At 64.6% G+C, this 22,428-nt stretch carries 18 protein-coding genes and 1 pseudogene; 10 read left to right on the top strand and 9 right to left on the bottom strand.

The annotated features are described in order from the left end of the window. Positions 1 to 30 precede the first annotated feature (30 nt). The 3 genes from ACW9UR_RS10155 to ACW9UR_RS10165 all read right to left on the bottom strand — a co-directional run bounded on the left by ACW9UR_RS10155 (position 31) and on the right by ACW9UR_RS10165 (position 2,484). A complete protein-coding gene (locus tag ACW9UR_RS10155; RefSeq protein ID WP_458916844.1) occupies positions 31 to 978 on the bottom strand; it encodes a DMT family transporter in 948 nt (315 codons plus the stop codon). 184 nt (positions 979 to 1,162) lie between these two features. Continuing rightward, entirely contained in the window at positions 1,163 to 1,315 is a 153-nt protein-coding gene (locus ACW9UR_RS10160) for a hypothetical protein (protein WP_458916845.1), read from the bottom strand. Positions 1,316 to 1,638: 323 nt separating this feature from the next. Next, on the bottom strand, positions 1,639 to 2,484 hold the full coding sequence (locus ACW9UR_RS10165) for a prephenate dehydratase (RefSeq protein WP_458916846.1): 846 nt from the start codon (positions 2,482 to 2,484) through the stop codon (positions 1,639 to 1,641). 120 nt (positions 2,485 to 2,604) lie between these two features. Between ACW9UR_RS10165 and ACW9UR_RS10170 the strand changes: the two genes are divergently transcribed. The 6 genes from ACW9UR_RS10170 to ACW9UR_RS10195 all read left to right on the top strand — a co-directional run bounded on the left by ACW9UR_RS10170 (position 2,605) and on the right by ACW9UR_RS10195 (position 10,221). Next, positions 2,605 to 3,126, top strand: coding sequence for a c-type cytochrome (locus ACW9UR_RS10170; protein WP_458916847.1), 522 nt, complete (start codon positions 2,605 to 2,607; stop codon positions 3,124 to 3,126). 94 nt (positions 3,127 to 3,220) lie between these two features. Next, positions 3,221 to 4,465, top strand: a complete 1,245-nt coding sequence (locus tag ACW9UR_RS10175; protein WP_458916848.1) for a multidrug effflux MFS transporter — start codon at positions 3,221 to 3,223, stop codon at positions 4,463 to 4,465. Positions 4,466 to 4,545: 80 nt separating this feature from the next. Continuing rightward, entirely contained in the window at positions 4,546 to 6,438 is a 1,893-nt protein-coding gene (locus ACW9UR_RS10180; protein WP_458916849.1) for an extracellular solute-binding protein, read from the top strand. Further along, positions 6,438 to 7,526 carry a microcin C ABC transporter permease YejB gene (locus ACW9UR_RS10185; protein WP_458916850.1) on the top strand — a complete coding sequence of 363 codons (1,089 nt, stop codon included), beginning with the start codon at positions 6,438 to 6,440 and terminating at the stop codon, positions 7,524 to 7,526. Before ACW9UR_RS10180 ends, ACW9UR_RS10185 begins: the two co-directional genes overlap by 1 nt. Further along, positions 7,526 to 8,629, top strand: coding sequence for an ABC transporter permease (locus ACW9UR_RS10190; protein ID WP_458916851.1), 1,104 nt, complete (start codon positions 7,526 to 7,528; stop codon positions 8,627 to 8,629). The genes ACW9UR_RS10185 and ACW9UR_RS10190 overlap by 1 nt, the downstream gene beginning before the upstream one ends. Then, the gene (locus ACW9UR_RS10195) at positions 8,626 to 10,221 is read left to right on the top strand and encodes an ABC transporter ATP-binding protein (RefSeq protein ID WP_458916852.1); all 1,596 of its coding nucleotides are present in this window, start codon (positions 8,626 to 8,628) and stop codon (positions 10,219 to 10,221) included. The genes ACW9UR_RS10190 and ACW9UR_RS10195 overlap by 4 nt, the downstream gene beginning before the upstream one ends. Positions 10,222 to 10,772: 551 nt before the next feature. On the opposite strand, the gene ACW9UR_RS10200 is transcribed toward ACW9UR_RS10195, so the two are convergent. Together ACW9UR_RS10200 and ACW9UR_RS10205 are read right to left on the bottom strand one after the other, a co-directional pair. Then, positions 10,773 to 11,189 carry a DUF1810 domain-containing protein gene (locus tag ACW9UR_RS10200; protein ID WP_458916853.1) on the bottom strand — a complete coding sequence of 139 codons (417 nt, stop codon included), beginning with the start codon at positions 11,187 to 11,189 and terminating at the stop codon, positions 10,773 to 10,775. 2 nt (positions 11,190 to 11,191) lie between these two features. Next, complete coding sequence (locus ACW9UR_RS10205) at positions 11,192 to 14,827, bottom strand: hydantoinase B/oxoprolinase family protein (RefSeq protein WP_458916854.1); 3,636 nt, start codon at positions 14,825 to 14,827, stop codon at positions 11,192 to 11,194. Between the two features lie 140 nt (positions 14,828 to 14,967). On the opposite strand from ACW9UR_RS10205, the gene ACW9UR_RS10210 reads away from it, so the two are divergent. From ACW9UR_RS10210 to ACW9UR_RS10225, 4 genes are read left to right on the top strand one after another with little or no spacing between them, the layout of a single operon-like run. Then, positions 14,968 to 15,651, top strand: a complete 684-nt coding sequence (locus ACW9UR_RS10210; RefSeq protein WP_458916855.1) for a TerB family tellurite resistance protein — start codon at positions 14,968 to 14,970, stop codon at positions 15,649 to 15,651. Beyond that, entirely contained in the window at positions 15,651 to 16,664 is a 1,014-nt protein-coding gene (locus tag ACW9UR_RS10215; RefSeq protein WP_458916856.1) for an endonuclease/exonuclease/phosphatase family protein, read from the top strand. Before ACW9UR_RS10210 ends, ACW9UR_RS10215 begins: the two co-directional genes overlap by 1 nt. A 31-nt stretch (positions 16,665 to 16,695) precedes the next feature. After that, entirely contained in the window at positions 16,696 to 17,085 is a 390-nt protein-coding gene (locus tag ACW9UR_RS10220; RefSeq protein ID WP_458916857.1) for an AAA+ family ATPase, read from the top strand. Between the two features lie 22 nt (positions 17,086 to 17,107). Further along, complete coding sequence (locus ACW9UR_RS10225; RefSeq protein ID WP_458916858.1) at positions 17,108 to 18,949, top strand: M3 family oligoendopeptidase; 1,842 nt, start codon at positions 17,108 to 17,110, stop codon at positions 18,947 to 18,949. A gap of 63 nt (positions 18,950 to 19,012) precedes the next feature. Here the strand turns inward: ACW9UR_RS10225 and ACW9UR_RS10230 are convergent, their stop codons facing one another. The 4 genes and pseudogenes from ACW9UR_RS10230 to rpoH form a co-directional block, all read right to left on the bottom strand. Next, positions 19,013 to 19,561, bottom strand: a complete 549-nt coding sequence (locus ACW9UR_RS10230; RefSeq protein ID WP_458916859.1) for a hypothetical protein — start codon at positions 19,559 to 19,561, stop codon at positions 19,013 to 19,015. 163 nt (positions 19,562 to 19,724) lie between these two features. After that, a pseudogene (locus ACW9UR_RS10235) lies at positions 19,725 to 19,967 on the bottom strand (sulfatase-like hydrolase/transferase); the annotation flags it as partial. 452 nt (positions 19,968 to 20,419) lie between these two features. Then, positions 20,420 to 21,391 carry a Gfo/Idh/MocA family protein gene (locus tag ACW9UR_RS10240; RefSeq protein WP_458916860.1) on the bottom strand — a complete coding sequence of 324 codons (972 nt, stop codon included), beginning with the start codon at positions 21,389 to 21,391 and terminating at the stop codon, positions 20,420 to 20,422. Between the two features lie 114 nt (positions 21,392 to 21,505). Continuing rightward, positions 21,506 to 22,405, bottom strand: a complete 900-nt coding sequence (rpoH, locus tag ACW9UR_RS10245) for an RNA polymerase sigma factor RpoH (RefSeq protein WP_458916861.1) — start codon at positions 22,403 to 22,405, stop codon at positions 21,506 to 21,508. Between the last annotated feature and the right edge of the window lie 23 nt (positions 22,406 to 22,428).

A 22,428-nucleotide genomic window follows, 5' to 3' on the forward strand; every position in this document is an offset into this window, starting at 1 on the left:
TCAGGCCTCCGGCCCATGACCTTCGTTTTTTCAGGCCTCCGGCCCGCCGGGTGCCCGCGACGCCGCGCGCAAACGCCGGCGCCGCACCGCCTCGCGCTGCGCGATATAAAGCGTCGATGACACGATGATCGCCGCCCCCACCAGCGTCGGCGCGTCGATCACCTCGTTATAGACCAGGTAGCCCGCCAGCCCGACGATGACGATCCGCAGATAGGTCACCGGCGCCAGCACCGAGGCCTCGCCATGCCGGTAGGCCTGGATGTCCGCCAGCCCGCGCAACGTCCCCGCCGCGACCAGCACCATCAGGATCGCCCAGTAGCCCGGCGTGGACGGCAGCGACCACACCGGCAACCCCGCCGGAACCGAGACGATCAGCGTCATCACGTTCGCCGAGACCAGTCCCGCCGCTGGCCCGTCCGCCTCGGCCAGATCCCGCGACTGGGTCAGTGCCACCGCATAACAGGCCGAGGACGCCAGCGCCGCCAGCATTCCCGCATCCCATCCCTGCACGCCGGGCCTCAGGATCACGATCGCCCCGACAAAGCCCGTGGCGACCGCGGCCCAGCGGCGCGGGCCGACCCGCTCGCCCTGCAGGGTCGCGGCGAGGATGGTCGCGAAGATAGGTGCGGTGAAGAACAGCACCGATGCGGTCGCCAGCGGCACATGCGACAGCGTGTAGAATCCGAGCTGCGTGGCGATCCCGATCAACGCGCCCCGAACGACATGGAGCCAGGGGCGTGAGAACCGCATGCTTCGCAACTGCTTGCTGAAAGGCAGGACGGCAAGGATCAACGCGACGATGATGACCGCACGGACCAGCACGATGGCGCGGCTGTCGACGTCGACGCTCAGCGCCCGGACGGCGACCGCCATGACGCTGGCCATGAGGACGGCGACCAGCATCCACGCAATCCCGCGCAGATTGTCGATCGCACCGGATGTCGCGGTGCGGGAGGTCCCGATGGCTTGTTGCGGCATGGGTTCTGCTTAGACCCGCCTCACCGTCGGCGCAAGCGGACCCGTTGCCCAATGGCAGGCACCACCGGCATTCTGGCGAACCGGCAGCCGCCATAGGCCGCAGTGGCAGGCTACGGATCGCCGAAAAGAAGACGCTCTCGCCGCGCGTTTCCTGCGGGACGAGAGCGCACAGTCAGGGGAGATCTCAGTCGCGGCGCAGTCTGGTGCGCGGCTCCAACGTCGGCGTGCCGCGCTTGCGATCGACCTTGCGCTCGCCAAGCAGGTAGTCCTTGAGGAAAAGGACCATACCGATCAGCCAGATCGCGCCGATGATCAGGAGTATGGTATTTCGATCCATCTATTCTATTCCGTCAGTCTCGGTTCCCTGCTGTTATCGGCATGTAATGGGGCAGGAAAACGACGGTGGCTTCTTCATTTTTGGGCAGAATCACGTTGTTATGGTTAATAAACCTCCTGAACCGCAGCATGCGGTCTGGAGAACAGGGGCGCGCTACGCCCCGGCCTGAGCGCCGCCCTCGTGCGTTTCCGCATCGCGTCATCGGCATACCTGTGGTTAGCAGCGCATGGCTCATCGGCGAACGGGCCACCTAAACGCCCTCGCTTTCTTCATCCCCAAATACTCCCGCCGGAGGCATCCAGCGGCGGCCCCGGGATCCGAGCTCAGTCCTCGTGACGCCGCATTGCCGCCGGGTAGACCCCGAGCACGTTCAGATACGAGGTGAAGTACTTCAGCTCTTCAAGCGCACGAGCGACCGGCGGATCTTCGGGGTGCCCCTCGATGTCGGCGTAGAACTGGGTCGCGGTGAACGAGCCGTTCACCATGTAACTCTCCAGCTTCACCATGTTCACGCCATTGGTCGCGAACCCACCCATCGCCTTGTAGAGCGCGGCGGGAATGTTGCGGACTCGGAAGACGAACGTGGTAACCACGTCACCGCCGCGCGGCTGCTCCAGCGGCTCGGGCGCCATCAGAAGGAAGCGGGTGGTGTTGTGGTGGTTGTCCTCGATGCCGTCAGCCAGCACGTCCAGCCCATAGATCTCGCCAGCCAGTGGCGAGGCCAGAGCGGCAAGCGAAGGATCGCCCGCCTCGCGCACATGCTTGGCAGCGCCGGCGGTATCGAACCCCGTGACTCGCGCGATGTCATGCGCCTTCAGGAAACCGCGGCATTGCCCCAGAAGGACTGTGTGCGACATTGCCCGCTTCACGTCTTCCAGCCGGGTACCCGGCGCGCCCAGCAGGTTGATGTGAACCCGCACGAAGTGTTCACCGACGATATGCAGGCCGGATTCGGGCAGCAACTGGTGCACGTCGGCGACACGGCCGTAGGTAGAGTTCTCGACCGGGATCATCGCCAGGTCCGCCTCACCGGCGCGGACCATGTCGATGGCGCCTTCGAAGGTCGGCATCGGGTGCGGTTCAAGCTGCGGAACGGCCTCAATACAGGCCTGGTGCGAATAGGCTCCAGGCTCGCCCTGATAGGACACGATCCCCGTCTTGCCGCTCATCTGCCTCTCCCGGTCGTTTGGTCGCGCTTACTATACCTTGCAGAGCAGCAGGGGAAGCGGATAGATACCCCACGGACGGCTTTGGCCGATGCGGACAGGAACAGTGCGGGACGAACCAGCATGGACACGATGGAAATCACCAAGATCGTCGGCGGGGTCTGCGGCAGCCTGCTGGTGTTTCTTCTGATTCAGACGGGCGCGAACGCCCTAATCGGCACCGGCGAGGAAGGCCACGGCGAAGAGCATCACTTCGCTTACAACATCGAAGTCGAGGAAGCCGGCGGCGAAGCCGAAGCCGAGGAAGAGGCCGTGCCCTTCGCGGATGTCTTCGCCAGCGCCGACGCCGCCTCGGGCGAGCGCCTGTTCCGCGCCTGCGCCTCGTGCCACAAACTGGAAGACGGCGCGAACGCCGTTGGCCCGCACCTCTTCAACGTGGTTGATCGCGATATCGCCGCAGTCGGCGGGTACAGCTACTCGGACGCGCTGGCCGGGCTGGACGGCGCCTGGACGCCGGACCACCTGAACGAATTCCTCCTCGCACCGGCTGACTACGCACCGGGCACCAAGATGAGCTACCGCGGCATGGCCGACGTCGAGGATCGGGCGAACCTTATCGCCTATCTGCAAAGCATCGGCGGCTGACCCCAGCCCCGCAGGATCCGAGGCCCGGCAAACGCCGGGCCTTTTTCTTTCCGGCTGTGCTTCCGGACCCACCCCGACGGAGCAGACCCGCCCCATGATCCCGCAGGACACCCAACGCCCCGGTGCCGAGTACATCGTGCTGATCGCACTGATGATCTCGATCGTGGCGCTGGCGACCGACATGATGCTGCCCGCGCTGGACGTGATCGGGCAGGACCTTCAGGTGGCGCGGGCGAACGACACGCAGATGGTCGTCTCGGCCTTCTTCCTGGGCCTCGCGTCGGGGCAGATGCTGGTCGGCCCGCTCTCGGACAGCTTCGGGCGCAAGCCGGTGATCTACGCAGGTTACGGCGTCTTCTTGCTCGGCTGCCTGCTGTCGATGCTGACGACCGAGTGGAACCTGATGCTGCTTGGCCGGGTCCTTCAGGGATTCGGTGCCGCCGCCCCGCGGATCGTGACGCTCGCACTGGTCCGCGACCGCTACGAGGGCCGGGCGATGGCGCGGATCATGTCCATCGTCATGGCGGTCTTCATCCTCGTACCGGTGCTGGCTCCGGCGATTGGTCAGGTGCTGATCTCCGCCGCCGGCTGGCGCGCCACTTTCGCCGGCCTGATCATCCCTGCGCTGATCGCCTTGGCCTGGTTCGGGCTGCGCCTGCCCGAGACGCAACCCCGCGAGGCCCGCACGCCGTTTTCGCTGGGACGCGTCGCGCAGGGCCTCAGGTCCATCATCGGTAACCGCCGGGCGATGGGCTACACGGTTTCGACCGGCTTCGTCTTCGGCTCGTTCCTCGGCTATCTCAGCTCGGCGCAGCAGATCTTCGACGTCACCTTCGGCGCGGGCGATCTGTTCGCCCTCTATTTTGCCATCGCGGCACTCTCCATCGGCGGCGCTTCGGTCGTCAACTCCCGGCTGGTGATGCGCCTCGGGATGCGCCGGCTGAGCGGCATCGCGCTGACCGGGGTGATCGGCCTTTCCCTGGCCTTCCTCGCGGCGCTGATCCCGATGGGCGGAGTGCCGCCGCTGCCGCTGTTCATCTGCTGGCAGCTTTCGGCCTTCTTCTTCGTCGGGCTGCTCTTCGGCAATCTCACCGCCCTGTCAATGGAGCCTCTGGGCAAGATGGCGGGCCTTGGCGCGGCCTTCGTCGGCTCGCTCTCGACGTTCATGTCGCTGCCGCTGGCTTGGATGATCGGCCACCGGTTCGACGGCACCGTTCTGCCGCTGGTGACGGGCTTCGCCGTCCTTTCCGCGGCGGCACTTCTGGTCATGCGCTGGGCAGACGGGCGCGCCCTTCCCGAGGTCGCCGCCGCGACAGATTGCGGGCCGACCGAAACGTGACCGGGCTTTCGGCTTTACGGCCCCATTTATTGCATTAGTCTGTTCGCAAACGCACCCAAACGGACCGGAGGAAGCCGACGATGCGGGCGAAGGCCATGACCGCCAACATCCCGACCGACCCTGCCACGCTGGGCCTGCCGCTACTGGCCGCCGCGCTGATCGCGCTGGCGTTGCCCGCCCGCGGGCAGGAGGCCGAGGTCATCACGACACACGGCATCTCGACCTTCGGGGATCTGAAATACGGCCCCGACTTTCCGCATTTCGACTACGTGAACCCGGACGCGCCGAAGGGCGGGCGTATGACCTTTCGCGGCACCGGCGCCTCGGCGACCTTCGACAGCCTGAACCCGTTCATCCTGAAGGGCGAACCGGCGCAGGGCCTCGGACTGCTGCACGACAGCCTGCTGGCGGGCTCTGCGGACGAGCCGGACAGCGCCTACGGCCTGGTCGCCGAACGGTTGGAATTCCCCGAGGACCGGTCCTGGGTGATCTTTCACATGAACCCCGCCGCGACCTTCTCGGACGGCGAGCCGATCGAGGCGTCGGACGTGGTCTTCACCTACAACGTCCTGCTCGAGAAGGGCCATCCGGCCTACAAGATCAGCTTCAAGGACTTCAAATCGGTCGAGGCGCTGGACACCCATAAGGTCAAGTTCACCTTCAACGACGATGCGCCCAAGCGCGAGTTGATCCAGCAGGCCGGCGGCATCTCGATCCTGCCCGAGCACTACTACCAGGAAGTCGACTTCGCGAAATCCACGTTGACACCGCCGGTCTCTTCCGGCGGCTACATGGTCGAAGACGCCAAGCCGGGCCGCTCGATCACCTATTGCCGCAACCCCGACTACTGGGGGTGGGAGCATCCGGTGAACGTGGGGGCCAACAACTTCGACTGCTACACCTACGAGTATTTCGCCGACTACACCGCTGCGTTCGAGGCGTTCAAGGGCGGCTCCTATCTGCTACACGAGGAATTCTTCTCGAAGCTCTGGGCGACGGGCTACGACTTTCCCGCCATCGACGAGGGCTGGGTCGTAAAGGAATCCGTGGCCGACAACCGCCCGTCAGGAACGCAGGGCTTCTGGATCAACATGCGCCGCGAGAAGTTCCAGGACCCGCGCGTGCGCGAGGCCATCGGGCTGATGTTCAACTTCGAATGGTCGAACCAGACGTTGTTCTACGGCATCTACCAGCGCACCGACAGTTTCTGGGAGAACACCCAGAACATGCAGGCCGAAGGCGTGCCCGAGGGACGGGAGCTGGCAATACTGGAAGAGCACCGCGACGTGCTGTCCGAAAGCATCTTCACCGAACCCGCCTACACGCCGCCGGTGAACCAGCCCAGCCGCACCGACCGCGCCGCGATCCGCCAGGCCTCGCGCCTGCTGGACGAGGCCGGCTGGACCCTGCAGGGCGGCGTGCGCAAGAACGCCTCGGGTGAGACGCTGACGCTCGAGATCCTCGACGACAGCGCCAGCTTCGAGCGGGTCTTCAACCCCTATGTCGAGAACCTCAAGCGCATCGGCATCGACGCGCGCCTGTCGCTGATCGACGCGGCGCAATACCAGCAGCGGCAAGAGGATTTCGACTATGACGTCATCCCGGGCCGCCTGGTGATGTCGCTGACCCCGGGTCTGGAACTGCGGCAGATCTTCGGCTCGGACAGCGCGAAGGAGGCAGGGACGGCGAACTTCTCGGGCGTTTCCGACCCGGTGGTGGACGCGCTCGTCGAAACCGTCGCGGGCGCCGACAGCCGCGAGGAGCTGGAAGCCTCGGTCCGGGCGTTGGACCGCGTGCTGCGCTCAATGCACATCTGGGTGCCGAACTGGTACAAGGGCGAGCACAACCTGGCCTACTGGGATGTCTTCGGCAAACCCGAGGAAAAGCCGCTCTACTCGCGCGGCGACGCCTACTGGTGGTGGGACGAAGACAAGTACCAGGCCCTCAAGGCTGACGGAGCGCCGCTGCCGTAATGGGCGCCTACATCCTTCGACGCCTTCTGCTGGTGATCCCCACGTTGATCGGCATCATGCTGATCAACTTCGTCTTGGTGCAATTCGTGCCCGGCGGCCCGGTCGAGCAGATCATCGCGCAACTCGAAGACGCCGCCTCGGCCACCGACCGGATCTCGGGCGGCGGCGGTGACGCGGGCGGCGGCGGTGGCGGCGCCGAGGACGGCGGCTACCAGGGCGCGCGCGGCCTGCCACAGGATTTCATCGAGGACCTCGAGCGCCAGTTCGGCTTCGACAAGCCCGCCTGGCAGCGCTTCCTGACGATGCTCTGGAACTACATGCAGTTCGACTTCGGCGAGAGCTATTTCCGCTCGATCTCGGTCGTCGACCTCGTGCTGGAAAAGATGCCGGTGTCGATCACGCTGGGCCTGTGGTCTACGATCATCGCCTACCTGGTGTCGATCCCGCTGGGCATCCGCAAGGCCGTCACCGACGGCTCGAAGTTCGACACCTGGACCAGCGGCATCATCATTGCCGCTTATGCGATCCCCGGGTTCCTCTTCGCGATCATGCTACTCGTGTTCTTCGCGGGCGGGTCCTACTTCCAGTGGTTCCCGCTACGCGGCCTGACCTCGGACAATTTCGACGACCTGTCGCTGATGGGAAAGATCGGCGACTACCTCTGGCACATCGCGCTGCCGGTGACCGCCGCCACCATCGGCGCCTTCGCGACGCTAACGCTGCTGACCAAGAACAGCTTCCTCGACGAGATCAAGAAACAATACGTCGTGACCGCCCGCGCCAAGGGCCTGACCGAAAGCCGGGTGCTCTACGGGCATGTCTTCCGCAACGCGATGCTGATCATCATCGCCGGATTTCCAGGCCTGTTCCTGTCGGTCCTCTTCGGCGCCTCGCTGATCATCGAGGTGGTGTTCTCGCTGGACGGGCTCGGCCGGCTGGGCTTTGAATCCGTGCTCAACCGCGACTACCCGGTGGTCTTCGGCACGCTCTACTTCTTCGGGCTGATCGGCTTGCTGATCGGCATCATCTCCGACCTCATGTATGTGTGGGTCGATCCCCGCATCGACTTCGAATCCCGCGAGACCTGATGTTCAAGCTCAACCCGCTGCAAAGACGGCGCTGGAACAACTTCCGCTCGAACCGCCGCGCCTTCTGGTCGCTGATCCTGTTCGCGGTGCTCTTCGTCGTGTCGATGGCCGCCGAGATCGTCGCCAACGATCGCCCCATCGTGCTCAGCCACAAAGGCGAACTGATGTTTCCCGCGCTCGGCGGCACCTATGAAGAGGCCGATTTCGGCGGCGATCCGGGCTTCGTTGCGGATTTCACCGATCCGGTGGTGCAATGCCTCGTGGTCGCGGCAGGGCTCGAAGACTGCTTCGACACCCCCGAGGACACAATGGTCGCCGCGCAAGCCGGGGACCTGGAGATCGAGGCAGGCTGGATGGTCTGGCCGCCGATCCCCTATTCCTTCAACACCATCAACTACGACGTGCTGACCGCCCCCTCCCCCCCCGACGCCGAGCACTGGCTGGGCACGGACGATCAGACCCGCGACGTGCTGGCCCGGGTGATCTACGGCTTCCGCATCTCAGTCATCTTCGCGCTGATCGTGACCTTCTTCTCGTCGGTCGTGGGGATCTTCGCGGGCGCGGTACAGGGCTATTTCGGCGGCACGCTCGACCTGATCTTCCAGCGCCTGATCGAGATATGGCAGGCGACCCCGGCGCTTTATGTCATCATTATCATGGGCGCGATCTTCCAGATGAGCTTCGCCCTGCTGACCTTCCTGATCGTGCTGTTCTCGTGGACGGCGCTGGTCGGCGTGGTCCGGGCCGAGTTCCTGCGCGCCCGCAACTTCGAATATGTCCGCGCCGCCAAGGCACTCGGCGTCAGCGACGGCACGATCATGCGGCGCCACATGCTGCCGAACGCGATGGTCGCGACGATCACCCTGCTGCCGTTCCTTGTGACCGCAGCCGTCGGTACGCTGACCGGCCTCGACTTCCTGGGCTTCGGCCTTCCGCCCTCCTACCCCTCGCTCGGGGAACTGGCGCTACAGGGCAAGAACAACCTGCAAAGCCCGCACCTGGGCATCACCGCCTTCGTCACCCTGACCGTGCTGCTGTCGCTGCTCGTCTTCATCTTCGAGGGCATCCGCGACGCCTTCGACCCCAGAAAGACCTTCGCATGAGCGCCCCGATCCTGACGGTAAAGGACCTGACGGTCGACTTCGTGCAGGGCGACAACACCACCCGCGCGGTCCGCGGCGTCAGCTTCGACATCGCCGCCGGCGAGACGGTCGCGCTGGTCGGCGAGAGCGGCTCGGGCAAATCGGTCACCGCGCTCTCCACCGTCAAGCTGCTGGGCGACAGCGCCCACACCGGCGGCTCGGTCATCTACAAGGGCACCGAGATGATGACCGCGCCGGACCGCGAACTGCGCCGCGTCCGGGGCAACGACATAAGCTTCATCTTCCAGGAGCCGATGACTTCGCTGAACCCGCTCCACACGCTGGAAAAGCAGCTGGGCGAGTCCCTTGCCCTGCACCAGGGCCTCGATGGCGAGGCCGCGCGGAAACGCTCGCTGGACCTGCTGACGCGCGTGGGCATCCCGGACCCAGAGACCCGACTGAAGTCCTACCCGCACCAGCTTTCGGGCGGACAGCGCCAGCGCGTCATGATCGCGATGGCGCTGGCGAATGGTCCAGAACTGCTGATCGCGGACGAGCCAACGACCGCGCTCGACGTCACCATCGAGGCGCAAATCCTCGACCTGCTGGCCGAGATCCAGCGCGAGGAAGGGATGGGGATGCTGTTCATCACCCATGACCTGGGCGTGGTCGAGAAGATCGCAGACAAGGTCTGCGTCATGCAGAACGGCGAGATCGTCGAGACCGGACCGACGGCGCAGATCTTCGCCGACCCGCAACACCCCTACACGAAGAAGCTGCTGGGCGCCCTGCCCTCTGGCCAGCCGGAACCAGTGCCGGCCGAGGCCGAGAAAGTGGTCGAGACCGAGAATCTGCGCGTCTGGTTCCCGATCACCCGCGGCTTCCTGCGCCGCACCGTCGGGCACATCAAGGCGGTCAACGCCGCGACGGTGACTGTACGGCAGGGCGAGACCCTTGGTATCGTGGGCGAGAGCGGTTCGGGCAAGACCACGCTGGCACTGGCCATCATGCGGCTGATCTCTTCCGAGGGACCGATCGTCTTCATGGGGCGCAACGTGGACGGGCTCCAGCACAAGCAATTGCGCCAGCTGCGTGCCGACATGCAGATGGTCTTCCAGGACCCGTTCGGCTCACTCAGCCCGCGCATGACGGTCGAGCAGATCATCGCCGAGGGGCTGACCGTCCACAGCCGCCCCGGCGACCAGCGACAGCTGGTGGCGGACATCATGACCGAGGTCGGGCTGGATCCGGCGACGATGGACCGCTACCCGCACGAGTTCTCGGGCGGCCAGCGGCAGCGTATCTCGATCGCGCGGGCGATGATCCTGCAACCCCGACTGGTGGTGCTGGACGAGCCGACCTCGGCGCTGGACATGACGGTGCAGGTGCAGATCGTCGACCTGCTGCGAGACCTGCAGCGGAAATACGGACTGGCCTACATCTTCATCAGCCACGACCTGCGCGTGGTGCGTGCACTGTCGCACCGGGTGATCGTGATGAAGGACGGCGACGTAGTCGAGCAGGGAACCGGAGACCAGATCTTCGACACGCCGCAGACCGATTATACCCGTACGCTGCTCGACGCCGCATTCCGCAAACGCCGCAGCGCCTGAAACTACGTATCCACAAAATAGTACCGCCGCCACGCGGGGACGCGGCGGCGGCAATCGGCCTCTGAGGTGGTGGGGTCAGAGGCCTTTAAACGCGAACCGTCCTCGGTGTGGTAGGGGTGGGGTACGGTGGTTCGCGACGAGTGCTCCGATGCCTGGGTGGGGTCACCGGGGAAGCAGAGCTAACGTTGCCGGCACTGATGGCGTCATGGGCAAGGCAGGATGCGATCCATTCGAGATCCATTTCCGAACTCCCCGCCGCGGCAAGCCACGGCTCGACTAACTACCAGTGTAAACGACTTCGTATTTACCCGTGCTTCCTGCGGCACATGCTCACATTTAGATGTGATTCTGGTAGGGGTCTAGGTCAGTTAGTCATTTCAAGGCGAATTGTCGCCAATCCGGAATCGGCGTCAACTTGCTTTCTGGACAGATGCTGCAATGCAACAGGTTGCAAAAAGTGATGCAGATTCAACGGGAAAGACGATTCCAAACAAAAAGTTTCAAACTGGATGAATAGCGCGATGCCCGAAGGAATCTTTTTTGGAGAAGTTTCAGTTCTCTAGCAGCCGAAGCGTGATTTGGTCAGCTTCATTGTCATAAAATCGCACGAGAACGTCACGAAACGTATCGTCCGGGGAAACTGAGTCGAAAAGCGTCATGCATGAACGAAGTTTCGTGGCATCCACCGATCCGAAGACCTCGACCGGATCATTCGTCTCCAGCGCCAGCAAAAGCTTGGTACATTGGCGCAGACGCGGCCCCAGAACAGGGTGCGCGAGAAATGTCCGGGCCTCTGACCCATCCGCAAGCCCGTAGAAGCGCGCAGTCTGCGACCGCCCCAGCCCCATCAGCTGGGGAAACACGTACCACATCCAATGGGTGACTTTCCGACCCGTCCGCAGTTCCCCGAGGATCGCCTCCCATTGGCGATCCTGGGCCTCGACAATACGCTCGAGGCTTGTAGCCAATGCTACTCTCCGAACGGGGTAAACCCGCCACCCGACGGCGTATCCAGCCAATATGTATCGCCCGGCGAGAGTTCCGTCCGGTCGGCAGAACGGAGTTCTTCCGTACCGCCTCCCGCGCGGATCACCCGGCCGATGCCCTTGGCGCCCGGACCGCCGTCCTCCAGCCCCGGAGGCGGCACGACGCGATGGCCGGTCAGCACCGCCAGCGTCATCGCTTCGAGGAACCGGGTCTTGCGCCTTGTCCCGTCGCCGCCGCGCCAGCGCCCCTCGCCGCCCGAGCCGCGGCGGATCGAGAATTCGTCAAGCACCACCGGGAAGCGCCATTCCAGCACCTCGGGGTCGGTCAGGCGAGAGTTGGTCATATGCGTATGCACGCCCCCCGTCCCCGGATGCCCTGAGCCGTCCGCCAGTCGCCCGGCGCCCGAGCCGCCACAGATCGTCTCGTAATACTGGTGCCGGTCGTTGCCCCAAGTGGTGTTGTTCATCGTCGACTGCGCCGCCGCCTGCACGCCCAGCGCCAGCAGCAGGGCCGAGGTGACGGCCTGGCTGGTCTCGACGTTACCGGCGATGATCGCGGCCGGATACTCGGGGCTGAGCATCGTCCCTTTCGGCAGGATCACCTTCAGCGGCTTCATCACCCCTTCGTTCATCGGGATGTCGTCGGCCACCAGCAGGCGGAAGACGTAAAGCACCGCCGCCATCGTCACCGGCTCGGGCGCGTTGTAGTTCGTCTTGAGTTGCCCGGTAGTGCCGGTGAAATCTACCGTGGCCGAGCGCGCCTCATGGTCGACGCTGATCTTGACCTCGATCTTGCGATCTTGCCCGTCGTAGTCCGGGTCCATGTGATAGGTGTAGGTCGCATCTCGCAGCGTCGCGATGGCGCGGCGCACGCATTCCTCGGCATTGGCCTGCACATGGCCCATGTAGGCCTGCACCACGTCCAGCCCAAATTGCGCGACCATCTTGCGCAGTTCCTGCGCGCCCTTCTCGCAGGACGCCACCTGCGCCTTCAGGTCCGCGATGTTGATATCGACCGAGCGCACCGGGTACTTTGCGCCCAGCAGCAGCTCGCGCGTTTCGGACTCGCGGAAAGTGCCGCGATCGACCAGCTTCCAGTTGTCGATATAGGCGCCCTCGTCGTGGATCGTCCGGCTGTCCGGCGGCATCGAGCCCGGCGTCAGCCCGCCTACGTCGGTATGGTGCCCGCGCGCCGAGGTGAAAAACAGGATCTCGGTCCCGTCCTCGTCCCAGACCGGCGTAACCACGGTGATGTCCGGCAGGTGCGTGCCGCCGTTGTAGGGGGCGTTCAGAACGAACACGTCGCCCGGCACCATATCCGGGTTCTGCGCGATGATCGCCTTCACGCTGGCGCCCATCGAGCCCAGATGCACCGGCATGTGCGGCGCGTTGGCGATCAGATCGCCAGCCGCGTCGAAGACAGCGCAACTGAAATCCAGCCGCTCCTTGATCGTCACGCTCGCGGCGGTGTTTTCCAGCACCGCGCCCATCTGCTCGGCGATGGACATGTAGAGGTTGTTGAACACCTCCAGCATCACCGGATCGGCCTCGGTGCCGACGGCATAGGCGTCGGCGCGCGCCTCGACGCGCAGCAGGGCGACGTGGTCATGTTCGGTGACCCGCGCCTGCCAACCGGGCGAGACCAGGATCGAGGTATGCGGCTCGACCAGCACCGCGGGGCCGGTCAGCGTATCGCCCGGCCGCATGTGCTCGCGACGCACAAACCGGGTATCGGTCCATTGGCCGTTGATGAAGACCGGCGCGGTCATTGCTGTCCTGTAGGCGTCCTCGGGCCGTTCGGAGGTTGAGTGCGAGACCTCGGGCATCGCCCCGGTCTCGCCCACAGCCTCGGCGCTGACGGCCTCGATGATCAGCTCGGCGTCGCCCGGATCGAAGCCGAAGCGGGCGCGGTGCGCCTGCTGGAACTCGGCGCGCATCTCAGGCAGGTCGCCGAAAGGGATCGGCAGCGCGGTGTCGGTGCCCTTCACCTTCAGGTGCACGGTCATTGCGACGCGGATTGCATCCTCGCGCAGCCCCTGTTTCTCGATCTCGCCAGTCACGGCGGCACCCAGCCCGTCCAGCACGGCGGCGGCGCGTAACCGACCCTGGTCGTCAAGCGTCGCCTCCACAGCCTCCTCCCGGCTGGCGCGGATGTCCGCCAGCCCCATGCCATAGGCCGACAGCAGCGAGGCGAACGGGTGGATCAGGCAGCGCGTCATGCCCAGTGTATCGGCGACAGCGCAGGCATGCTGCGCCCCCGCCCCGCCAAAGACGCAGAGCGCGTAACCCGACACGTCATAGCCGCGCTGCACGCTGATCTTCTTGACCGCGTTGGCCATGTTCTCGACGGCGATGATCAGGAAACCCTCGGCGGTTTCTTCGGGGCTGAGGCCAGTCTCGGCCGCAACTTCCTCGAACTTCGCGCGGGTGGCGGCCACATCCAGCGGCCGATCCGCCTCGGGGCCGAAGATCTCGGGGAAGAACTCGGGGCGCAGGCGCCCGGTCATCACGTTGGCGTCGGTCACGGCCAGCGGCCCGCCGCGCCCGTAGGCGGCAGGTCCCGGGTTGGCCCCGGCGCTTTCCGGCCCCACCCGCATCCGCGTGCCATCAAAGGTCAGCAGCGAGCCGCCCCCGGCGGCGACGGTATGAATGTGCATCATCGGCGCGGTGATCCGCACGCCCGCAACCTCGGTGTTCAGCACCCGCTCGTAGTCGCCCGCGTAGTGGCAGACGTCGGTCGAGGTCCCACCCATGTCGAAGCCGACGATCCGGTCCTCGCCTGCGATGGCACTTGTCCGTACCGCGCCGACCACACCGCCTGCAGGGCCCGACAGGATCGCGTCCTTGCCCTGGAACAGCTGCGCGTCGGTCAGCCCGCCCGAGCTTTGCATGAACATCAGCTTGCCAGCCGGATCGCCGTCGAACGCCGCCGCGACCCGGTCGATATAGCGCCGCAGGATCGGCGAGAGGTAGGCATCGACGACCGTGGTGTCGCCCCGGCTGACCATCTTCATCAGCGGGCTGACCTCGTGGCTGACGCTGACCTGGGCAAAGCCGATCTCGCGCGCGATGCGGCCCGCCTCGGCCTCGTGGGCGCGGTGGCGGTAGCCGTGCACGAAGACGATGGCGCAGGCCTCGATCCCGGCGTCGTGGGCGGCCTGCAACTCGGCGCGCAGGTGGTCCGCATCCAGGGGCTGCTCGACGGTGCCGTCGGCGCGCACCCGCTCCTGCGCCTCGATCACCCGGTCATAGAGCATCTCGGGCAGCACGATATGCCGGTCGAACAGGCGCGGGCGGTGCTGGTAGCCCAGGCGCAGCTGGTCCCCAAGCCCCTTGGTCGTGACCAGAACGACCGGCGCACCCTTGCGCTCCAGCAGGGCGTTTGTGGCAACGGTGGTGCCCATCTTGACGGCGCCGACCCGGTCCAGCGGAATTCTCGCATCCGCGTCCAGCCCCAGGAATTGCCGGATGCCGTGCAAGGCGGCGTCGGCATAGACCTCGGGGTTCTCGGACAGGTATTTCGCCGTCAGCAACTCGCCCTCGGGTGTGCGCGCGACGATATCGGTAAAGGTGCCGCCACGGTCGATCCAGAAATCCCAGGTTCCCGAGGTCTCGGCCATGCGTGCACTCCTTTGTTCGTGCTCTTTTGTTAGGGCCTCCCACAAGCGGGTGCAATCGCAGGCCCCTAACGGACGTTACAAATCCGTGACCGATTGCCGCCGGACTGGCGGGCGCCCGCCGGGGCGGATAAAATCATCTCATGTCGATCTGGAGCCGCATCGCTGAAGCACTCAAGGCCCTCGCGAGCGGCGAAAGCCTCTCCGAGCTGTTTGGCCGCATGCGCACACCGCCTGAGCGGTCGGTTGCGTTCACAATCGCCGTCATCTCGCTGGGCGCCAAGATGGCAAAGGCCGATGGCGAGGTGACCCGGAACGAGGTCCGCGCCTTCCGCGAGATCTTCTATATTCCGCCCGAAGAGGAACAGGCCGCTGCGCGGGTCTTCAACCTGGCCCGGCAGGACGTTGCCGGCTTCGACGTCTACGCCCGCCGAATCGCGCGGATGTTCGACGACGACCCGAGCATCCTGGAAAACCTGATGGAGGGACTGCTCCACATCGCGATGGCGGACGGCAACTACCACGAGTGCGAGAACCAGTTCCTCGAAAAGGTCGCCGCGATCTTCGGCATGGACGAGCTGACCTTCCGCGCCCTGCGTGCCCGCCACGTACCCGACGCCGCGCCTGATCCCTACACGGTGCTGGGCGTCACCCCGGACACCCCGATGAAAGAGATCCGCCTGCATTGGCGGCACCTCGTCACCGAGACGCACCCCGACCGCATGGTCTCGCGCGGGGTTCCGGAAGAGGCGATCAAGCTCGCCACCCGCCGGATGGCCGCGATCAACGCGGCCTGGGAGGAGATCCGCCAGACGCGGGCCGCCTGATGCGCATCGCCACCTGGAATGTCGAATGGTTCGCCGAACTGTTCGACGACAGCAACAAACTGCTGGCCGACGAGGAACGCTCGCACCGCTACAAGATCAGCCGGGGCGAGCAGGCTGACGCCATCGCCTGGGTGCTGGAGCGGATCGACGCGGACCTGACGATCATCATCGAGGCCCCCGACACGGGCAGCACGCGCAACACCGTCACGGCGCTGGAAAGCTTCTCGCAGAGCTACGGACTGCGGCAGAGCAAGGCCCTGATCGGCTTTCCCAATCACACCATGCAGGAGATCGCGGCGCTCTACGACCCAGCAAAGCTGAGCCTGCGCCACGCCCCGTTGGACACCCCGCACGCACCGCGCTTTGACGGCGAGTTTCGACTGGACGTCGATGTCGACGGGCAGCCTGACATGCACGTCTTCTCGAAACCGCCGCTGGAATTGGAGCTGACCTCAGGCGAGCTGGACCAGCCTTTCCGTCTGATCGGTGTCCACGCCAAGTCCAAGGCACCCCACGACGCCACAGACGAGGCCGAGTTCCTTCGCCTTTCTATCGCCAACCGGCGCAAGCAATTGGCGCAGTGCGTCTGGCTGCGGCGCCGGATCGACGACATGCTGGCCGACGGCCTTCCGGTCATGGTGATGGGCGATCTGAACGACGGCCCCGGCATCGACCACTACGAAAAGCTTTTCGGGCGTTCCTCGGTCGAGGTGGTGCTCGGTGATCCCGAGGATCCCGGCACCCTGCTCTACGATCCGCACGCCGAGGCATGGCTTAACCCTAGACAGGGCTGGAGCCTGTCGACCGCGCGCTTCTACTACCGGCCGATGCAGCGCTACGTGAACGCGCTGCTCGACTACATCATGGTCAGCCCGGACATCCGCCGCGACTACAAGCTGCGCTGGCGCATCTGGCATCCGTTCGATGACCCGCGCATCTACGCCGACGCACCCTTGCGCGATGCCTTGCTCAGCGCCTCGGACCACTTCCCGGTGACCGTCGATCTGGGGTGACTTTCCGCCCCGCCGCCCCCATATTGGCGGCATGCGCACCTTGATCCTCGCCCTGTCGCTGACCCTCGCCGCGCCGGTTCTGGCGCAGGACGCCACCCCCGAGGCGGAGCCCGAACAGGGCCGCCCGCTCGACTCGATCCTCGAGATGTTCATTGACCGCACCGAAGAAGCGATGCGCGAGATGGTCGAGGGCATCGAGCCCGAGCTGAACCAGCTTCTGCAGAAGATGGAGCCCGAGATGCAGCGCCTCATGGGCCAGATCCTGCCCGAGCTTCAGGCCCTGTCGGAACTGGTCGGTGGCATCGACAACTACGAGATGCCCGAGGTGCTGCCCAATGGCGACATCATCATCCGGCGCAAGGACGATGCGCCGCCCCTGCCCGAAGGCCTGATCGACGAAGACGACTCGATCGACCTCTGATCCACGCTTTCCCGGAGTTTTCATGACCGACGCGACACCTTTCCGCCTGTCCGTTCCCCAGCCCCTGCGCGACGCCGCCGAACCCGGCGCGGCCCAGTTGGGCGATCTGCCCGAATGGAATCTCGATGATCTCTACCCGGGGATGGAGTCGGACGCGCTGAAGGCCGACCTCGACAAGCTCGCCGCCGATTGCACCAGCTTCGCCACCGATTACGAGGGCAAGATCGCCGATCTCGACGCCACCGGGATGCTGACCTGCATCCAGCGTTACGAGACGATCAGCGAAACCGCCGGTCGCATCATGAGCTACGCGGGCCTGCTCCACGCCCAGGACACCACCGACCCGGTGCGCGGCAAGTTCATGTCGGACATGCAGGGCAAGGTGAACGAGGCGACGACCGCGCTGGTGTTCTTCTCGCTCGAGATGAACCGTGTGCCCGACGCGACGCTCGAGGCTAACCTCGAGGCAAATGCGGATCTCGCCCGCTACAAGCCGGTGCTGGATCGTCTGCGCAAGATGAAGCCGCACCAGCTGTCGGACGAGCTTGAGCATTTCCTCCACGATCAGGGCGTCGTTGGCGCGTCGGCCTGGGTCCGCCTGTTCGACGAGACGATGGCCGGCCTGCGCTTCGACGTCGACGGCGAGGAAAAGGCGCTGGAAGCCACGCTCGACATGCTGTCGGACCATGACCGCACGACGCGGGAGAAAGGCGCCCGGGCACTGGTCGAGGTGTTTGCAAAGAACGTGCCGCTGTTCTCGCGGATCACCAACACGCTCGCCAAGGAAAAGGAGATCGAGGACCGCTGGCGCAAGCTGCCCTCGCCGCAGGCCGCGCGCCACCTTGCGAACGACGTGGAACCCGAGGTCGTACAGGCTCTGCGCGATGCCGTGGTCACCGCCTATCCGCGCCTCAGCCACCGCTACTACCGGCTCAAGGCGAAATGGCTGGGTCTAGACAAGCTCCAGGTCTGGGACCGCAACGCGCCTCTGCCGATCGAAGAGCCGCGCACCTTCGACTGGGATGCTGCCCGCGACACGGTGATGACCGCCTATTCGGGGTTCGATCCGCGCATGGCCGAGATCGCCCAACCCTTCTTCGAGAAAGGCTGGATCGACGCCGAGGCGAAGCCGGGCAAGAGCCCCGGCGCCTTCGCGCACCCGACCGTGGTCAGCGCGCACCCCTACATCCTGCTCAACTACCTGGGCAAACCGCGCGACGTGATGACCCTGGCGCACGAACTGGGCCACGGCGTGCACCAGGTCTTGGCGGCCGACCAGGGCGAGCTGCTGTCCTCCACCCCGCTGACGCTGGCCGAAACCGCCTCGGTCTTCGGCGAGATGCTGACCTTCCAGAAGATGCTGGACGAAGCACCCAGCAAGAACGCCCGCAAAGCGATGCTCGCGTCCAAGGTCGAAGACATGATCAACACGGTCGTGCGGCAGATCTCGTTCTACGATTTCGAGACCCGCGTCCATGCCGGCCGCCGCGAGGGAGAGTTGACGCCCGACCAGATCGACGCGCACTGGATGGCGGTCAGCCAGGAATCCCTGGGCGATGCCTTCGAGTTCATGGACGGCTACGAGCACTTCTGGAGTTACGTGCCCCACTTCATCCACTCGCCCTTCTACGTCTACGCCTATGCCTTCGGCGACGGGCTGGTGAACGCGCTTTATGCCGTCTACGCCGAAGGCGGCGCGGACTTCCAGGACAAGTATTTCGAGATGCTCAAGGCGGGCGGATCGAAGCACCACAAGGAACTGCTGGCGCCCTTCGGCCTCGACGCCACGGACCCGGCGTTCTGGGACAAGGGCCTGTCGATGATCGAAGGCTTCATCAACGAGCTGGAAGCGATGGAGGACTGATCCCCACGTCGGATCCCATGTGTCGAATGGCCCGGATCTCCGGGCCATTCGCGTTTCCGGGACTTACTGCTTCGGCGTGAACGAGCCGGATTCCTGCCGCGGCGGGGACTCCTCGAAGGTCGCCATGAAGGCGCCAACCAGATCCTGCAGCGGCACGAAGACATACATCCGGCGCAGCAGCCAGTCGTCGTAGTAGGAACTGTCCAGCGGCGCCATTTCGAACGGATCGGCACGCAAGTCGATCAGCATCGGCGCCTTGCGCGGCTTCTGCGGCTTGAGCCAAGCGGACATGCCCTCTTCCTCTTGCGTGGTGAAGTGGAACTTGAACCGGTCGTAGCGCACAGCGCCCAGGCTTCCGTCATCGACGAAGGCGAAGAACTCCTTGCGCGGCCATTCATCTGCCTCGCCGGTCAGGCTGGGCAGAAGGTTGTAGCCGTCAAGATGCACTTTGAACGTCTTGTCGCCCGCGGCATGGCCCTCAAGCAGCTTGTCCTTGATGTCCGGCTCTCCAGCGGCGGCCATCAGCGTCGGCACCATATCCTCCAGCGACAGGATCTCGTTCGAGACCTGCCCGCCCTCGATCCGGCCCGGCCATTTCATCAGGAACGGCACACGGATACCGCCTTCCCAGGTGGTCGCCTTCTCGCCCCGGAAAGGTGATGTGCCGCCGTCCGGCCAGCGTCGGGTCCTCGGGCTGAAGGCCCAACGGATCACCCGGCATGCCGATCTTCAGCAACCCCGTGCGCTTCGGAGATTGCCCCGTGATGAACGACGCCCGCCCGGCTGTGCAGCTTTGCTGGCCGTAGGCATCGGTAAATCGCACGCCCTCGGCAGCGATGCTGTCGATGTTCGGGGTCCGATAACCCATCATGCCGCTGTTATAGGCGCTGGTGTTGAACCAGCCGATGTCGTCGCCCATGATCACGAGGATGTTCGGCTTGTCCCCATCCTCCTGCGCATGAGTAATTCCAGCCGACAGCACAATTGCCGCGGCCGCCACCAAGGTCATAAATCGCATCTTATTCCCCCAAGAAATTGAATGTCGTGAGGGGTGGCACGACCCTAGTTTGGGCGTCCCAAACGACCAAGCCCTTTCGCGCGCCTAGGTTTTTTACACCTCGGGAAGCAGGCATGAAAAAACCCGCCAGCACAAGGCCGGCGGGTAGAATCGCTCTCTCTCGATCCCCGATCTGCGGTCCCCCGACCGCTGCCGTACCGCCGGGCGAAACCGGCGGAACCACTCGGTACACTACACACTCAATGAACGTTTCCTGCCCCACAGGTCCGGGCTATCCACGCCACTGCACTCGTCACTCACACCGTACCCGATTACCCTTTACTCACACTGGGCGCCGGGGATCGCCACCTACTTATCGAATTTTATTTAAGTCTGTCCACAATATTTAGGGTTAATTCACTCTCTGTTGCGCCAGTACGACAGTCAGGCACACGTTAGAGTGGAATTCTTGATTAATCGTCACCTCCGGCGGCGTCATAGATCATGTCGATCATCTTCTGGTTGCCACGCGAGAACTCCAGCGGGCAGTGATAAGGCGCACCATTCAGCACAGTCGCGTTGAAATTGTCGATCTGCCGGACGTATTGATGCGCCAGCGGGAAACGCTCGGTCACTATTCGGTCGCCGTGGCGGATGCGGATCGTGTCATCACCGTAGAGATGACTGTTGAACGGCGTATCGACCGTCAGCGTCGCCTTGTCGCCGTGGAAGACCATCTGCTGACGCTGGGCCATCCGCATCGAGACATAGAAATCCATCGTGAAACTTGGGAACTTCGCCCAGACGCGCGCGGTCGCGTCGATCCCTTCGTCCCAGTCGATCTCGGCCTTGATGCTCTCCGGCTCCTCGCCGGTGGCGAAGCGGGTCGTGACGCTGGGATAGACCCCGATGTCGCGCAACGCGCCGCCGCCGAGGCTCGCCATGTTGCGAATGTTGCCCCTGTCGTCGTTGTAGAAACTGAACGCACCCTGAACGTGGCGCAAGCGGCCCAGCTCGCCGCTCGCCAGGATCTCGTGGACGCGGTGCCATTGCGGATGGTGTGTGACCATGAATGCCTCGGCCGCGAACTTGCCCGAGGCATCGCGGGCGGCGATCAGATCGTCCACGTCCTCGACCTTCAGCGCAATCGGCTTCTCGCAGAGCACGTGCTTGCCCGCCGCCAGCGCCTTCTTCGTCCACTCGACGTGATCGCCGTTCGGCAGCGGGATGTAGACCGCGTCGATGCCGTCATCGGCCAGCATCGCGTCATAGTCGTCGGTCACTCGTACATCGCCATAGGGCGTCGCAAGGTCCTCGGCCTTGCCCGGAGTGCGGCTGGCGATCAGCGCGACCTCGCCGGCCTGGCTCATGTGGATGGCCGGCGCCACCCAGTCCTTGGCAATCTTCGCCGCGCTCAGAATGCCCCATTTCACGCGTTCGGCCATGTCGTCCCTCCCCATCAGACGCTTGTTTGACGTCAACCTAGCGAAGGACGTGCCCAAACGCGAGCGGCGCCGGACCCGAAAGCCCGACGCCGCTCTACACTGCACAATAGAGACTTATTCAGCCTCAACCATGACACCCGATTCGAGCGCCATCTCTTTCATCGCCTTCTGAAGCTTCTCGAAGGCGCGAACCTCGATCTGGCGGATGCGCTCACGGCTAACGTCGTAAACCTGGCTGAGTTCCTCGAGAGTCATCGGACTGTCCTTCAGCCGACGTTCGGTCAGGACATGGCGCTCACGCTCGTTGAGCGTTTCCATCGCCTGCTCCAGCAGCGCGCGGCGGCTGTCGAGCTCGTCCTGCTCGGCATACTGCTCAGCCTGGTTGGCGTCCTCATCCTCGAGCCAGTCCTGCCACTCTGCCGCGCCTTCGCCATCCGCCTTGATCTGGGCGTTCAGCGAAGCATCGCCGCCGGACAGGCGCCGGTTCATGCTGATGACCTCGTCCTCGGTCACGTTCAGCTCGTTTGCGATCCGGGCAACGTTTTCGGGGCGCAGATCGCCTTCCTCGAGCGCACCGATCTTGTTCTTCGCCTTGCGCAGGTTGAAGAACAGCTTCTTCTGCGCGGCGGTGGTGCCCATCTTCACCAGCGACCAGGACCGCAGGATGTACTCCTGGATCGCGGCACGGATCCACCACATGGCATAGGTTGCCAGGCGGAAGCCCTTCTCAGGATCGAAGCGCTTCACAGCCTGCATCAGGCCCACGTTCGCCTCGGACACAACCTCGGCTGTCGGCAGCCCGTAACCGCGGTAGCCCATGGCGATCTTGGCGGCCAGACGCAGGTGCGAGGTCACCAGCTGGTGCGCGGCGTCGGTGTCCTGGTGATCGACCCAGGCTTTCGCCAGCATGTATTCCTGCTCCGGCTCCAGCATCGGGAATTTCCGGATTTCCTGCATGTAGCGGCTCAGCCCCTGTTCGGGGGACGGAGCCGGGAGTGTGCTGTAGCTGCTCATTTCGCAATTCTTCCCCTGTTCAC

Source organism: Halovulum sp. GXIMD14794 (assembly GCF_054457455.1).